The following is a 13,258-nucleotide window of genomic DNA, read 5'->3' as shown; positions in this document are numbered from 1 at the left end:
GCGGTCCTTTGGGACATGGACGGAACACTCGTCGACACCGAACCGTATTGGATGGCCGCCGAGACGGCGCTGGTCGAATCGTTCGGAGGTTCCTGGACCCACGAGGATGCGCTGCAGCTGGTCGGAAGCGGCTTGCTCGACAGCGCGGTGATCCTGCAGAACGCCGGTGTCGCGATGGAGCCCGAGGCGATCGTCTCCCACCTGACCGACGTCGTGCAGGAATCGCTGCGCACGCAGGGCGTCCCGTTCCGCCCCGGCGCCCGCGAGCTCCTCCGTGACCTCCGCGAGGCGGGGATCCCCACAGGCCTGGTGACCATGTCGCTGCGTCGCATGGCGCTCAACGTCGTCGAGCTCATCGAGTTCGAGGCCTTCGACATCGTCGTCGCCGGCGATGACGTCGACAACCCCAAGCCCCACCCCGAGCCCTACCTGCAGGCGGCCGCGCTTCTGGACGTCGACATCGCCGAGGTGATCGTCATCGAGGATTCGCCGACCGGCGTGCGCGCCGGCCTCGCCTCCGGGGCGCTGACCCTCGCGGTTCCCCACATCGTGCCCCTCGACCACCTCGGTGCCCACGAGCTGTGGTCCACCCTCGCCGGCAGGGGCGCCGACGATCTCACCGATCTCTTCGACAGCAACACCGCCGTGACAGGAGCCACCCGATGACCGATTCCCGCGTACAGCGGCCGAGCGGTCCGTTCCGTGCGGGCGATCGCGTACAGCTGACCGGGCCGAAAGGCCGACTCCACACCGTGACGCTCCGCGAGGACGGGGAGCTCCACACGCACCAGGGTGTGCTTCGTCATCGCGACCTCATCGGGCTTCCCGACGGCTCCGTCGTGGCCAACAGCTCCGGGCACGACTACCTGGCGCTGCGGCCTCTGCTGCGGGACTTCGCGATGTCGATGCCCCGCGGCGCGGCGATCGTGTACCCCAAGGACGCGGCCCAGATCGTGATGCAGGCCGACATCTTCCCCGGGTCGGTGGTGGTCGAGGCCGGCGTCGGCTCCGGCGCGCTCTCCCTCTCGCTCCTGCGCGCCGTGGGCCCGGCCGGGAAGCTGATCTCCTTCGAGCGTCGCGAGGACTTCGCCGATGTCGCCCGCGGAAACGTGGAGACCTTCTTCGGTGAGCACCCGGACACCTGGCGCGTCGTCGTGGGCGATCTCGTCGAGGCCCTGCCGAACGAGGTGGCCCCGACCTCCGTCGACCGCGTGGTGCTCGACATGCTCGCGCCGTGGGAATGCATGGATGTCGTGGCCGACGCCCTCACCCCCGGCGGCGTCGTGCTCTGCTACGTGGCGACCGCGACCCAGCTCTCCCGTGTGGCGGAGTACATCCGCGGCACGGGACTCTTCACCGACCCCGACGCCTCCGAGACGATGGTCCGCGGCTGGCACGTCGAGGGGCTCGCCGTGCGCCCTGATCACCGGATGGTCGCGCACACCGGGTTCCTCCTCACGGCCCGCCGACTCGCTCCCGGTGCCATCGCGCCGTCGGTGAAGCGGCGTGCGTCCAAGAGCAGCTACGGCGATGAGGACGTGGAGGCGTGGACGCCCGGCGCCGTCGGTGACCGTGAGATCAGTGACAAGAACCTCCGCAAACGCGCACGAGAAGCGGAGAAGGCGGCCGAAGGGGCGCGCCTTGCCGCCGCATCGCGCGATTCCGGGCACGCGACGGAATAGACTGGAGCGCGTGCGTAAAACGTCCGCCGTTCTGGCATCCCTCAGCCTCGCCGTCCTCGCCCTGACGGGCTGCACCGCGACAGCATCCGACGGTGTCGCCGCGTGCGACCGCGGCGGCAACGACAAGATCCTGAACGTCGCCGACGTGAGCGGTGACCTCGGCTCCGTCCCCGATGTCGACGTCTTCGGACCGGTCAAGACCGACAAGACCTCGTTCGCCGACGTCACCGTCGGAGACGGTCTGGCACTGGGATCGGACTTCCAGCCCGTGGTGCTGGACATCGCCTTCTACGGCGGAGACAGCGGCAAGGCGCTCTACCAGTCCGAGTTCAACGGCGACCAGAGCCGCGTGCACAGCATCGACTACTGGGCTCAGCGTTCTGCGGGTCTCGCGGACGTTCTCGAGTGCGCCACCGGTGGCAGCCGTGTCCTCGCCGTCCTGACTCCGGAGGACTTCGGGGCCCAGAACGTCCAGGCGTTCGGTCTCGACAAGGGCGAGAACATCGTCGCGGTCATCGATGTGCTCGATGTCATGCCGGCGAAGGCATCCGGTGCACTGCAGTTCAACGACGCACGCGGCCTTCCCAGCGTCGTCCGCGCCCCCGACGGCACTCCCGGCATCATCATCCCCGATGTTCCCGCGCCGACCGAGATCGTGACGCAGACGCTCATCAAGGGCGATGGCCCGAAGGTGAAGGAGGGCGACATCGTCGTCTCCAACATCATGGGTGTCGGCTGGGACGACAAGACGGTCACCACGAGCTCGTGGGGCAAGGACGCGAGCGTGAGTGTGGCCGCCGAGCAGCTCGTGGGCGCCACCGTCGGGTCGCAACTGCTCGTCGTCTTCCCTGCTGCCGAGAGCGCTCCGGCCACGGCGATCGTCGTCGACATCCTGGGCGCAGTGACGGCGCCCACGCAGTGATGGCCGCCCGTATCCCCGCGGAGGAGCGCCTGACGAATCTCGTCGTGGCGCTGATGGCCACGGAGATCGGGTTGACCAAGCAGCAGATCCTCGACAACGTCTCCGGGTATCGGCAGCGCGCAGAGGCGGGCACCCGATCGGACGCCCTGGAGAAGATGTTCGAGCGGGACAAGGACGAGCTGCGCTCGCTCGGCGTGCCCATCGAGACCATCGGGGACGCTGCGGATCCCAACGACCTCCGCGAAGCGCGCTACCGCATTCCCCAGGCGGAATACGATCTCCCCAGCGACATCGAGTTCTCGCCGGCCGAGCTGGCAGTGCTCCAGCTGGCCGGAAGCGTCTGGAGCGCCGAATCCGTCTCCGGGGACGCTCAGTCGGGTGTCCGCAAGATCCGTGCCCTGGGGATCGACGGCGACGAGCCGATCATCGGTTTCGCCCCTCGTATCACGGCTAGGGATGCCGCGTTCTCTCCGTTGCAGGATGCGATCGAACGGTCCCGAGTGGTCTCCTTCGACTACCTGAAGCCCGGCGAGGATGCCCCTCGCCGGCGCCGCGTCCGCCCGCTGGCGCTGGTCGACTACGAGGCACGGTGGCATGTCTTCGGCGTCGACGTCGATGCAGAGGAGGACCGCACCTTCCTGCTCAGTCGGATCGTCGGGGATGTGCGGGTGAGCTCCCAGAGCTTCGACCCCGCCCTGCGCGACGGTGCGGGGGATCGCGCACTCGCAGGGTTGGAACGGGTCGCGTCCGAGAACTCGGCACTCCTGGAGATCACCCCGGGTACGGAGGCCGCTCTGCGCCTGGGCCGAAGGGCCACATCAGCTCCTCAGGGCATCAACGTGCCCTTCGTGGACCTGCACATCCTCGCGGACGAACTCGCCTCGTACGGTCCGGAGGTTCGCGTGGTCGAGCCCGCACCGTTGCGCGACGCCGTGATCGCGCGTCTTCGCGCCGTCGCCGAGCTGCACACCGACGAGGAGGAGGCGAGATGACCGCCAAGTCGAAGCCGTTGCTCGCCGCCGACCGGGTGCGGTTGTACTTGACCCTCGTTCCCTACGTGCTCGAGCACGGACAGGTCTCTCTCGAAGAGGCTGCATCGGAGTTCGGCGTCACGTCGCAGGAGATGCGCGGCATGGTCGAGAAGCTCACCGTGATCGGGCTTCCCGGTGAAGACGGCTATTGGCAGCAGCCGCAGGAGATGTTCGACATCAACTGGGATCTGCTGGACCTCGAGGACGTCATCGAGATCACCAACGATGTCGCCCTGCGTCGTGTGCCGCGCTTCACCGCGCGGGAGGCTGCCGCCCTGCTCGCAGGTCTGCAGATGGTGGCCGCGGTTCCCGCCGTCTCCGACTCGGGCCTGGTGGCAGGGCTGATCTCGAAGCTGTCCCGAGGTGCTGCCGACGCGCCCGCCGACGTGGTCGTCGCGCCCAGCGCCGTCGACGAGGTTCGTGAAGCCGTGGCTCGAGGCCTGCACGAAGGCGTCGCGATCGCCTTCACGTATCAGGCTCCCGATGCCGCGCCGACGACGCGCACCGTCGATCCGATGCAGATTCTGATCACAAACGGACAGTGGTATCTGCAGGGGTGGTGCCACCTCCGACAGGCGATGCGTACCTTCCACCTCGACCGGGTGAGCGCACCGACGCTGACAGAGATCCCGATCACCCACAGCGGAGATCAGGTTCCGGAGGCGTTCGCCGGGCTCGATGATGAGCGCGAGGTGACGGTGCGCGTCGCCGAGCGTCTCGCACCCCTGCTCAGCGGATTCGTGCCCACCGGGGCGACTGAGGCGGTCAACGGCGCAGTGACCACTCGGCTGCATCTCGCCGACCCGCGCGGCATCAAGCGGCTCGCGGCGCGCTTCGGGGGATCCATGGAGGTCCTGGAACCGGGTGTAGCCCGCGCGGCGACCAGGGAGTGGGCAGCCGCAGGACTCGCCCTCTATCGCCAACCCGAAGCAAAGGTTTGATCTGTAGACTGGATCGAACGCTCACCGACGACGGGAAACCTGACATGTTCGCTGGAATGCAAGGCTGGCACCTGCTTATCGTGCTGGCAGTGATCCTCCTTCTTTTCGGTGCGGCGAAGCTGCCGGCCCTCGCCAAGAGCATGGGTCAGTCCGCCCGCGTGTTCAAGGGCGAGATGAAGGCGATGAAGGACGATGACGCCGCTCGCACCGAGTCCGCAGCCGTCGACCCGACCACGGTGAAGGACTCGGGCATCGACCCTGAGACTCCGCCCCGCGCCTGACCGGCCGTGGCAGCCATCGAACCGACCGTGATGCCGAAGGCGGATCGGGATCGACGGATGTCGCTCGGCGCGCATCTCGTCGAACTGCGCAAGCGCCTCATGTTCGCTGCGCTCGCTCTCGTGGTCGGCATGGTCATCGCCTTTCTCGTGGCTGACCCGATCATCAACTTCATCACCGAACCGGTGCGCATCATCGCCGAGAAGCGCGGAGACGACTTCAGCGCGCTCAACTTCGGAACCATCACCTCGGCGTTCGACATGCGCATGCGCATCGCGTTCTCCATCGGCATCTTCCTGTCGGCTCCGGTCTGGCTGTGGCAGATCTGGGCGTTCATCATGCCCGGCCTCACTCGCAAAGAGGTCAGGTACACGATCGGTTTCGTCGTGGCTGCCGTTCCGCTGTTCTTCGCCGGCTGCTACCTCGGGGTGATGATCATGCCCCACATCATCGAGCTCATGTGGAGCTTCACCCCGGCCGGAGCGACGAACCTCTACTCCGCCCAGGAGTACTACGACTTCATCTTCAAGCTGATGATCGTGATCGGCATCTCGTTCGTGCTGCCGGTGTTCCTGGTCGCTCTCAACCTCGCCGGCGTCATGTCGGGTCGAGCGATCCTCAAGGGATGGCGGGTCGCCATCATCATCGCAACGGTGTTCGCCGCTCTCGCGACGCCGGCCGCCGACGTCGTCAGCATGCTCATGCTCGCGGGTATCCTGATCGTCCTCTTCTTCGCGGCCGCGGGTCTCTCCCTGATCTTCGATCGACGCAAACGCAAGCGCGACGAGGCATCAGGGCTTCTGCCGGATCCGGCATGAGTTCACCCTCGGAGAGGTACGCGCGCGCGCAGGAGGCCGTGGAGCACCCGCAGTCCACAGCGTTCGCGGCGTTGCAGAAGTTCCAGCTCGACCCCTTCCAGGTCGCAGGGTGCCACGCGCTCGAGAGCGGACGCAGCGTACTGGTCGCAGCCCCCACGGGTGCGGGAAAGACCATCGTCGGTGAGTTCGCGATCCACCTCGCGATGCAGACCGCGAGCGACAAGGCGTTCTACACGACGCCGATGAAGGCGCTCTCCAATCAGAAGTTCAGAGAGCTGGTCGACGTCTACGGAGCCGATCAGGTGGGTCTGCTCACCGGCGACACCAACATCAACGGCAACGCCCGCATCGTCGTGATGACCACCGAAGTCCTGCGCAACATGATCTACGCCGACTCCTCGGCGCTGCGGGACCTGCGCTACGTCATCATGGACGAGGTCCACTACCTCGCCGACCGCTTCCGCGGTGCGGTGTGGGAAGAGGTCATCATCCACCTGCCGGCGCGTGTGCGCCTGGTCTCCTTGAGCGCCACCGTGTCCAACGCCGAGGAGTTCGGTGATTGGCTGGACACCGTGCGCGGCGACACCGAGGTGATCGTCTCGGAGATCCGGCCTGTGCCGCTGGAGCAGCACGTGCTCGTCCGCGACGACCTCCTGCCGCTTTTCGACGATCGTGCCGGCCCGGCCACCGCGCAGGTGAACCAGGAGCTGATGCGTATCCGCTCCTCTACGGGCACGACATACGAGAACAACCGTCAGGCGCAGTCCTACCGCAGCGACCGCCACGCCGGTCGTCAGGCGAAGCGGCCTCAGCGAGGCGGACGTCGTCCGGTACGCGCCGCCAACGCACGCCGGATCGAGCGGATGGATCGCCCCGACGTCGTGCGACTGCTGGAGCGGGCGAATCTGCTCCCGGCGATCTTCTTCATCTTCAGTCGGGTCGGGTGCGAGGCCGCCGTGCAGCAGGTGCGTCGGGCAGGGATCCGGCTCACCTCGAACGAGGAGCGTTCCGAGATCCGCGCCATCGTCGAGGAGCGCACGCGCACCCTCCAGGAGGAGGACCTCGGCGTGCTCGGCTACTGGGAGTGGCTCGACAACCTCGAGCGCGGCGTCGCATCGCACCACGCGGGGTTGCTGCCCGCGTTCAAGGAAGTCGTCGAGGAGCTCTATCGGCGCAAGCTCGTGAAGGTCGTCTTCGCCACCGAGACGCTCGCGCTCGGGATCAACATGCCGGCGCGAACGGTCGTGCTCGAGAAGATGGAGAAGTTCAACGGCGAGGCCCGTGTCGCCATCACCTCGGGGGAGTACACGCAGCTCACGGGCCGCGCCGGGCGTCGAGGCATTGACGTCGAAGGTCACGCCGTGGTGCAGTGGACCGAGGGCATGGATCCGCAGGCGGTCGCGGCGCTCGCTTCCCGCAGGACGTATCCGCTGAATTCGAGCTTCCGCCCCACGTACAACATGGCCGTGAACCTGATCGACATGTTCGGCAAAGTCAGGGCCCGGCAGATCCTGGAATCGTCGTTCGCGCAGTTCCAGGCGGACCGTGCCGTCGTCGGGCTGGCGCGTCAGGTGCGCGAGGCCGAGGAGTCTCTGGCCGGCTACCAGAGCGCGATGGCATGCGAGCACGGAGATTTCCCCGAGTACGCGGCCATCCGGCGCGAGCTGAGCGACCTCGAGAAGAAGAACCGACAGGATTCGAACGCGCCGCGTGCGTCGCGCGACAAGCGCATGAAGCGCATGCAGTCGTTGCGCACGCAGATGCAGCGCCACCCCTGCCACCGCTGTCCCGATCGTGAAGCTCACGCGCGGTGGGCGGAGCGCTATTGGAAGCTCAAGCGCCAGAACGACCGGATCCGTCGTCAGATCGAGACGCGCACCGGTTCCGTCGCGCGCGTCTTCGACCGTGTCATCGAGGTGCTGGAGACACTCGACTACATCGTGGACGACGGCGAGGAGACCACTCTGACCGAAGCCGGACGCACCATGCGCCGTATCTACGGTGAACGCGATCTGCTGGTCGCCGAGTCCCTGCGCCAAGGCCTCTGGGCCGGTCTCGACGCCCCCTCACTCGCCGCCATGGCGTGCTGCCTGGTGTACGAGCCCCGCCGCGACGAAGCGAATGCGGGGGAGCGGGGTCTGCCGCGCGGTGCCTTCCGCGCCGCGTACGAGAAGACGACGACGCTGTGGGCCGAGCTCGATGATCTGGAGCAGGACCATCACCTTCCCGGCAGCGAGCCGTTGGCGGCCGGGCTCGCCGGGGCGATGCACTCGTGGGCGCGCGGCGGAATGCTCGACCGGGTGCTGATCGACGCCGACATGGCGGCCGGTGACTTCGTGCGCTGGGCGAAGCAGACGATCGACCTGCTGGATCAGCTCTCGATCGTGGCGGAGGACGCCACGATCGCGCGGACCGCGCGGGCCGCGCTCGACGGCGTGCGCCGGGGCATCGTCGCCTACTCCTCGATGTGAGATGGATGCGATGACCGACAAACGAGCGCCCCAGCGCGCCCTCCTGCCTCTGTGGGCCGCTGTGCTCTCCGCCGGACTCGCCGCGGTGATGATGGACCTGGCCTATCCGGAGGCCGCCGTATGGATCCTCGCCTTCCCGGCGACCGCTCTCGTTCTGGTCTCACTGATCGGACGCCGTTTCGGGGGAGCGCTGCTGGTCGGAGTCGTCTACGGGATCCTGTTCTTCGGACTTCTCGTCTCCTGGACGTCGCGCTACCTGGGCCCGGTCCCGTGGGCCGCTCTCAGTGTCCTCGAGGGAGTTCTGACGGGAATCGCCCTCGTCCCGATCGCCCTCGCCTACCGGTGGCTCCCGAAGGCCTTCCCCGGGACCGCAGGACGCCTCCTGGCGCTTCCCGCTGTCGTCGCCGCCCTCTGGGTCGGCCGCGAGCTTTTCGTCGGCTCGTGGCCCTACGGGGGCTTCCCCTGGGCGCGCATCGGCATGAGTCAGGCGGAGAGCCCGCTGGCACCGGTCTCCTCATGGGTGGGCGTCAGCGGACTCAGTTTCCTCATGGTCTTCGTCGTGGCGATGCTCATCGAGGTCGCGCGCATGCGGGCATGGCGACGGCCACTCCTCGTGATCGCGCCCGCGGCCCTCGTGGTGGTGCTCCTGTTCACCCCGCTCTTTCCCACGTCTTCGAGCGGTTCCCTGCGGATCGCTGCGGTACAGGGAAACGGTCCGACCGGCTACTTCGACGACCGCGAGCCGTTCTCGGTGATCCAGGCGCAGACCGACGCGACCGCGCCTCTCTACGGCGAGGATGTCGATCTCCTGGTGTGGCCGGAGGGGTCATTGGACGGCGACCCGTTCCAGATCGACGCCCTCGCTCGGCGGATGACTCTGCTCGCCAACCGGATCGACGCCCCGCTGCTGGCGAACGCGGCCACCGGCCGAGACGACCGATACTTCAACACGTCGATGCTGTGGAATCCCGACGGCACAGCGACACAGCTGCATGACAAGCGCCACCCGGTCCCGTTCGGCGAGTACGTGCCGGATCGCGCCTTCTTCAACGCGCTCGCTCCCGACCTCATCGGACTCATCCAGAGGGAGTACACCCCGGGCTCGAACCCTCCGCTGGTCACCGTCGAGGGTGTCCCTGTCGGCCTCGCCATCTGCTTCGACGTGATCTACGACGACGTGATCTGGCAGGGCCTGAACTCCGGCGCCGAGGTGCTGGTGTTCCAGACGAACAACGCGGACTTCCGTGGCACGGACGAGAATCTCCAGCAGCTGGCCTTCGCCCGGATGCGGGCCATCGAGACGGGCCGCAGCGTGGTGAACGTCTCGACCGTCGGCACGAGCCAGATCATCCGCGCCGACGGATCGACCGTCACGAGCCTGGACGCAGATGAGGCCGGAGCGATGCTCGAGGATGTCGAGCTCCGATCCGGCCTCACAGCTGGTGTGGTGCTGGGCCCCTGGTTGCAGGCGATCCTGCTCTGGGGCGGTCTGGGCGCGCTCCTCGTCGGGTGGTGGCGCGCCAGGAGGCGCTAAGCGCCGATCTTCTCCCGGGTCGGGTCTTCGCCGGCACCGCGGCGGGCGCGGATGAAGGCGAGGCGCTCCTCGAGGAGTTCCTCGAGTTCTGCGCGGCTACGACGCTCCAGCAGCATGTCCCAGTGGGTGCGGGCAGCCTTCTCGTCGGTGACCTCGAGCGTGACGGCCTGGCCGTCGACGTTCAGGCGGGCTTCGGCGCCGCACGCGCGGCACTCCCAGGTCTGGGGCGGTTCTGCGTCCGCCGCGAACATCAGGTTCGTGACGTGGCCGCAGGTGTCACAGGTGTAGGTGGTCTCACGGCGCTCCATGAAAACGACGCCCTCTTCGCTCTGTAGGCTCTGGGCGCCGAGTCGGATGCCGCGCAGGCTGCGATCTGCCATTGTGTGGTCCTCTCGTCGCTGTCAGGTATAGCGCTCCAGCCTGTGCGCTTCATCCACGCGGCCGCCTTCTCGGCGGAACTCACAGGTTAATCCCAGCACCGGAGGTTATGGGGCGCGTCGGAGGTCAGCGGGGGATCAGCGCTTTGAGTGCCACGTCCGCGCGATCGGAGACGATTCCGTGGGCGCCGAGAGCGATGAGGCGCTGCATGTGTTCGGGCTCGTTCACCGTCCATACGTGGACTTCGACGTCATGTCGTCTGGCAGCGCGGACGAGTGCCGGCGTCATGACCTTCAGCGCACCGTAGCGCTCGGGTATCTGCAGAGCGTCGACCTCCCGGAGCACACGAGCGGGGGAGAGGCGCAGCGCCGACAGAGCCCTCAGCGCGGCGATCGTTCCGCTCCCACCGGATGTGGCGGGGCGAAGTGCTGCTCCGGACCGCAAGACCGCGGCGAGCGCGGCTCGACGGGTCGCGTCGGAGAAGCTCGTCAGGAGCACCCGGTGCGTGTGCTCGACCAGTATCGGTCCGAGCGGATCGACGGCTGCGGGGGTCTTCACATCGATGTTGAAGCGGACGTCCGGGAAGGAAGCCAGTGCCTCGGCCACCGTCAGGAGCCCGCCGTGGTCCGCGAAGAGCATCCGGAGCTCTCGAGTGCGCACCTCCCGCACGCTGCGGCTGTCGCCGACCAGCCGGGTCAGTGTCTCATCGTGGAACAGGACGACGTCGCCATCAGCCGTGACCTGGCAGTCGGTCTCGATGTAGTCGATGCCTGCCGCATGCGCAGCGGCGAATGCCGCAGCGGAGTTCTCCCAGACGCCCGAGTCCTCGCCTGCCGCGGTGATCAGACCGCGGTGGGCGAGGACTCGGGGATGCCGCGTCTTCGAGAAGTACGGGTGCGTCACGCGCCCGGCAGCGTGTTCGTCGGGCCCTGGCCCGGCTTCGGGGTGAATGCACTGCCGATGCCCTTGAGCGCCTCGGTGAGTTCGCTCGGGATGATCCACAGCTTGTTGGACTGACCCTCGCTGATCTTCGGCAGCATCTGGAGGTACTGGTAGGCGAGGAGCTTGTCGTCCGGCTCGCCCTGATGGATCGCGCTGAAGACGTTCTGAATGGCCTCGGCCTCACCCTGCGCACGCAGCACGGCGGCCTGCTTGTCGCCCTCTGCGCGGAGGATCTCGGCCTGGCGAGCACCTTCGGCTTCCAGGATCGCGGACTGCTTCGTTCCCTCTGCCGTCAGGATCGCGGCGCGGCGGTCACGCTCGGCGCGCATCTGCTTCTCCATGGAGTCCTGGATCGAGATGGGCGGGTCGATCGCCTTGAGCTCGACGCGACCGACGCGGATGCCCCACTTGCCTGTCGCCTCGTCGAGGACGACACGGAGCTGACCGTTGATGTTGTCGCGGCTGGTGAGCGCCTCTTCGAGGTTCAGTCCACCGACGACGTTACGCAGAGTGGTGGTCGTCAGCTGCTCGACCGCGCCGAGGTAGTTCGCGATCTCGTAGGTCGCGGCGCGCGCATCGGTGACCTGAAAGTAGACGACCGTGTCGATCGACACGACAAGGTTGTCCTCGGTGATCACCGGCTGCGGCGGGAACGAGACGACCTGCTCGCGCATGTCGATCAGAGGGCGCAGGCGATCGATGAAGGGCACGAGGACGTTGAGCCCGGGGGTGAGGGTCTTGTGGTAGCGCCCGAGGCGTTCGACGACCCCCGCTGTGGCCTGCGGGATGATGCGGATCGCGCGAGCGACGGTGACCACCACGAAGATGATCACCGCGATCACGAGGACCCACAGGATCGCGGTGGGGATGAACGATGCGTCGTTCACGGGGTTCTCCTAGTCGTTGACGGGACGGACGATGGCGGTCGCGCCGTTGATCGCACTCACGGCGACCGGAGCGCCCTGGGGGATCGGCACGGGTGTGGCGGTGCGTGCGGTCCAGGTGTCGCCGTTGGCGAGTTTGACCTGGCCCGAGATCTGCGTGATGTCGTGCAGCGCGATGCCGCGGAGGTCGACGAGGGCGTCGACGTTCGACTTCGTCGGATCCTCCCCGCGCCGCAGGCGCTTGAGCAGCGGCGGCCGCAGGAAGAGGATGAACAGCGCGGCCGCGGCGGCGGCGATGATCACCTGCACCCACACCGGGACGCCGATCAGGTCGGTGACCAGACCGACGACGCTGCCGAAGCTCAGCATGAGGAAGGTGAAATCCAGCGAGAGCATCTCGATGACGAGGAAGACGGCGATCAGGACCAGCCAGCCGATCCAAGCCCATTGGTCGATGAACGTGACGAATGTCGTGAAGTTGTCCATGCGGCCTCCTTTGTGGTCAACGTATCACGCGGGCGTCCGCGGATCCGGGTGCCACAGCGCGCGCTTGGTAGTGTGTGAGGGCCGTGCGATCACGGCTTTTTCACGCATCATGAGGAGTCACCGTGACCGACGTTCTTCCCGCAGGATCCCTTGACGGCAAGGTCGCCCTTGTCACCGGTTCATCGCGGGGCATCGGCGCCGACACCGTGCGCTACCTCGCCGAGGCCGGTGCCGACGTCGTCATCAACTTCCGCAACAAGGCACCGCGTGCCGAGAAGCTGGCCGCACAGCTGCGCGAGCTCGGTCGTCGTGCGCTCGTCGTCGGTGCCGACCTGACCGACCCCGAGTCCGTCGCCGAGATGTTCGACGCCATCCGTGCCGAGTACGGGCGCCTCGACGTGCTCGTGCTCAACGCGTCCGGCGGCATGGAGTCCGGCATGGCCGAGGACTACGCACTCACCTTGAACCGCGACGCCCAGCTCAACGTCCTGAACGCGGCGACGCCCCTGCTCGGCGAAGGCGCGCGCGTGGTGTTCGTCACCAGCCACCAGGCCCACTTCATCCGGACCACGCCGACCATGCCGGAGTACGAGCCGGTGGCACTCTCCAAGCGCGCAGGAGAAGACGCGCTGCGCGAGCTCGTCCCCGGCCTGGCCGCGAAGGGGATCGGGTTCACGGTCGTCTCCGGCGACATGATCGAGGGGACGATCACCGCGACGCTGCTGGAGCGGGCGAACCCGGGAGCGATCGCGGAGCGCCGGGAATCGGCGGGCAAGCTCTACAACGTTTCGGAGTTCGCGGCAGAGGTCGCCAAGGCAGCCGTCGACCCCGTGCCCGCGGACAACACGCGCCTCGTGGGTGACGTGAGCGCCTTCGCGGCCGAGTAGTAC

Annotated in this window: 14 protein-coding genes; 10 read left to right on the top strand and 4 right to left on the bottom strand. The window is 67.4% G+C overall.

The features are described 5' to 3' along the window. Nucleotides 1-15 precede the first annotated feature (15 nt). Genes ACP699_RS02720 through lnt form a run of 9 tightly spaced genes read left to right on the top strand, consistent with a single transcriptional unit; the run spans nucleotide 16 to nucleotide 9,678 of the window. Nucleotides 16-666: an HAD family hydrolase gene (locus ACP699_RS02720; protein WP_017830633.1), complete on the top strand. Its 651-nt coding sequence runs from the start codon at nucleotides 16-18 to the stop codon at nucleotides 664-666. Further along, a complete protein-coding gene (locus ACP699_RS02715; protein WP_426168984.1) occupies nucleotides 663-1,682 on the top strand; it encodes a tRNA (adenine-N1)-methyltransferase in 1,020 nt (339 codons plus the stop codon). Before ACP699_RS02720 ends, ACP699_RS02715 begins: the two co-directional genes overlap by 4 nt. Nucleotides 1,683-1,692: 10 nt before the next feature. Continuing rightward, nucleotides 1,693-2,604, top strand: a complete 912-nt coding sequence (locus tag ACP699_RS02710) for a hypothetical protein (RefSeq protein ID WP_017830631.1) — start codon at nucleotides 1,693-1,695, stop codon at nucleotides 2,602-2,604. Continuing rightward, complete coding sequence (locus tag ACP699_RS02705; protein ID WP_141386067.1) at nucleotides 2,604-3,596, top strand: helix-turn-helix transcriptional regulator; 993 nt, start codon at nucleotides 2,604-2,606, stop codon at nucleotides 3,594-3,596. The genes ACP699_RS02710 and ACP699_RS02705 overlap by 1 nt, the downstream gene beginning before the upstream one ends. After that, entirely contained in the window at nucleotides 3,593-4,576 is a 984-nt protein-coding gene (locus ACP699_RS02700; protein WP_426168979.1) for a helix-turn-helix transcriptional regulator, read from the top strand. Before ACP699_RS02705 ends, ACP699_RS02700 begins: the two co-directional genes overlap by 4 nt. 44 nt (nucleotides 4,577-4,620) lie before the next feature. Continuing rightward, nucleotides 4,621-4,857, top strand: coding sequence for a Sec-independent protein translocase subunit TatA (tatA, locus tag ACP699_RS02695; protein WP_017830628.1), 237 nt, complete (start codon nucleotides 4,621-4,623; stop codon nucleotides 4,855-4,857). A 57-nt stretch (nucleotides 4,858-4,914) separates the two neighbouring features. After that, a complete protein-coding gene (tatC, locus tag ACP699_RS02690; RefSeq protein ID WP_151486670.1) occupies nucleotides 4,915-5,673 on the top strand; it encodes a twin-arginine translocase subunit TatC in 759 nt (252 codons plus the stop codon). Beyond that, nucleotides 5,670-8,144, top strand: coding sequence for a DEAD/DEAH box helicase (locus ACP699_RS02685; protein ID WP_426168975.1), 2,475 nt, complete (start codon nucleotides 5,670-5,672; stop codon nucleotides 8,142-8,144). The genes tatC and ACP699_RS02685 overlap by 4 nt, the downstream gene beginning before the upstream one ends. 1 nt (nucleotide 8,145) lies before the next feature. Beyond that, nucleotides 8,146-9,678: an apolipoprotein N-acyltransferase gene (lnt, locus tag ACP699_RS02680; protein WP_426168972.1), complete on the top strand. Its 1,533-nt coding sequence runs from the start codon at nucleotides 8,146-8,148 to the stop codon at nucleotides 9,676-9,678. Here lnt and ACP699_RS02675 read toward each other — a convergent pair. The 4 genes from ACP699_RS02675 to ACP699_RS02660 form a co-directional block, all read right to left on the bottom strand. Next, nucleotides 9,675-10,058: an RNA polymerase-binding protein RbpA gene (locus ACP699_RS02675; RefSeq protein ID WP_017830624.1), complete on the bottom strand. Its 384-nt coding sequence runs from the start codon at nucleotides 10,056-10,058 to the stop codon at nucleotides 9,675-9,677. The genes lnt and ACP699_RS02675 overlap by 4 nt on opposite strands. Before the next feature lie 124 nt (nucleotides 10,059-10,182). Continuing rightward, the gene (locus tag ACP699_RS02670) at nucleotides 10,183-10,959 is read right to left on the bottom strand and encodes a glycerophosphodiester phosphodiesterase family protein (protein ID WP_426168968.1); all 777 of its coding nucleotides are present in this window, start codon (nucleotides 10,957-10,959) and stop codon (nucleotides 10,183-10,185) included. Next, on the bottom strand, nucleotides 10,956-11,885 hold the full coding sequence (locus ACP699_RS02665) for an SPFH domain-containing protein (protein ID WP_055868247.1): 930 nt from the start codon (nucleotides 11,883-11,885) through the stop codon (nucleotides 10,956-10,958). Before ACP699_RS02665 ends, ACP699_RS02670 begins: the two co-directional genes overlap by 4 nt. A gap of 9 nt (nucleotides 11,886-11,894) precedes the next feature. Continuing rightward, on the bottom strand, nucleotides 11,895-12,368 hold the full coding sequence (locus ACP699_RS02660; protein WP_127482371.1) for an NfeD family protein: 474 nt from the start codon (nucleotides 12,366-12,368) through the stop codon (nucleotides 11,895-11,897). Nucleotides 12,369-12,490: 122 nt separating this feature from the next. Here ACP699_RS02660 and ACP699_RS02655 point away from each other — a divergent pair, with 122 nt between their 5' ends. After that, complete coding sequence (locus ACP699_RS02655) at nucleotides 12,491-13,255, top strand: SDR family oxidoreductase (RefSeq protein WP_426168962.1); 765 nt, start codon at nucleotides 12,491-12,493, stop codon at nucleotides 13,253-13,255. Nucleotides 13,256-13,258 lie beyond the last annotated feature (3 nt).

Source organism: Microbacterium sp. DWRC1-3, from assembly GCF_049896645.1.
In the GTDB taxonomy this organism is placed as follows: Bacteria; Actinomycetota; Actinomycetes; order Actinomycetales; family Microbacteriaceae; genus Microbacterium; species Microbacterium maritypicum.
The sequence above is the reverse complement of the archived record's forward strand: the minus strand, read 5'-3'. Positions and strand labels throughout refer to the sequence as shown.

Coding starts and splice junctions, on each gene's coding strand:
- lnt (WP_426168972.1), top strand. CDS start 8,146: ATGGATGCGATGACCGACAAACGAGCGCCCCAGCGCGCCCTCCTGCCT.
- ACP699_RS02700 (WP_426168979.1), top strand. CDS start 3,593: ATGACCGCCAAGTCGAAGCCGTTGCTCGCCGCCGACCGGGTGCGGTTG.
- tatA (WP_017830628.1), top strand. CDS start 4,621: ATGTTCGCTGGAATGCAAGGCTGGCACCTGCTTATCGTGCTGGCAGTG.
- ACP699_RS02720 (WP_017830633.1), top strand. CDS start 16: ATGGACGGAACACTCGTCGACACCGAACCGTATTGGATGGCCGCCGAG.
- tatC (WP_151486670.1), top strand. CDS start 4,915: ATGTCGCTCGGCGCGCATCTCGTCGAACTGCGCAAGCGCCTCATGTTC.
- ACP699_RS02675 (WP_017830624.1), bottom strand. CDS start 10,058: ATGGCAGATCGCAGCCTGCGCGGCATCCGACTCGGCGCCCAGAGCCTA.
- ACP699_RS02685 (WP_426168975.1), top strand. CDS start 5,670: ATGAGTTCACCCTCGGAGAGGTACGCGCGCGCGCAGGAGGCCGTGGAG.
- ACP699_RS02705 (WP_141386067.1), top strand. CDS start 2,604: ATGGCCGCCCGTATCCCCGCGGAGGAGCGCCTGACGAATCTCGTCGTG.
- ACP699_RS02660 (WP_127482371.1), bottom strand. CDS start 12,368: ATGGACAACTTCACGACATTCGTCACGTTCATCGACCAATGGGCTTGG.
- ACP699_RS02715 (WP_426168984.1), top strand. CDS start 663: ATGACCGATTCCCGCGTACAGCGGCCGAGCGGTCCGTTCCGTGCGGGC.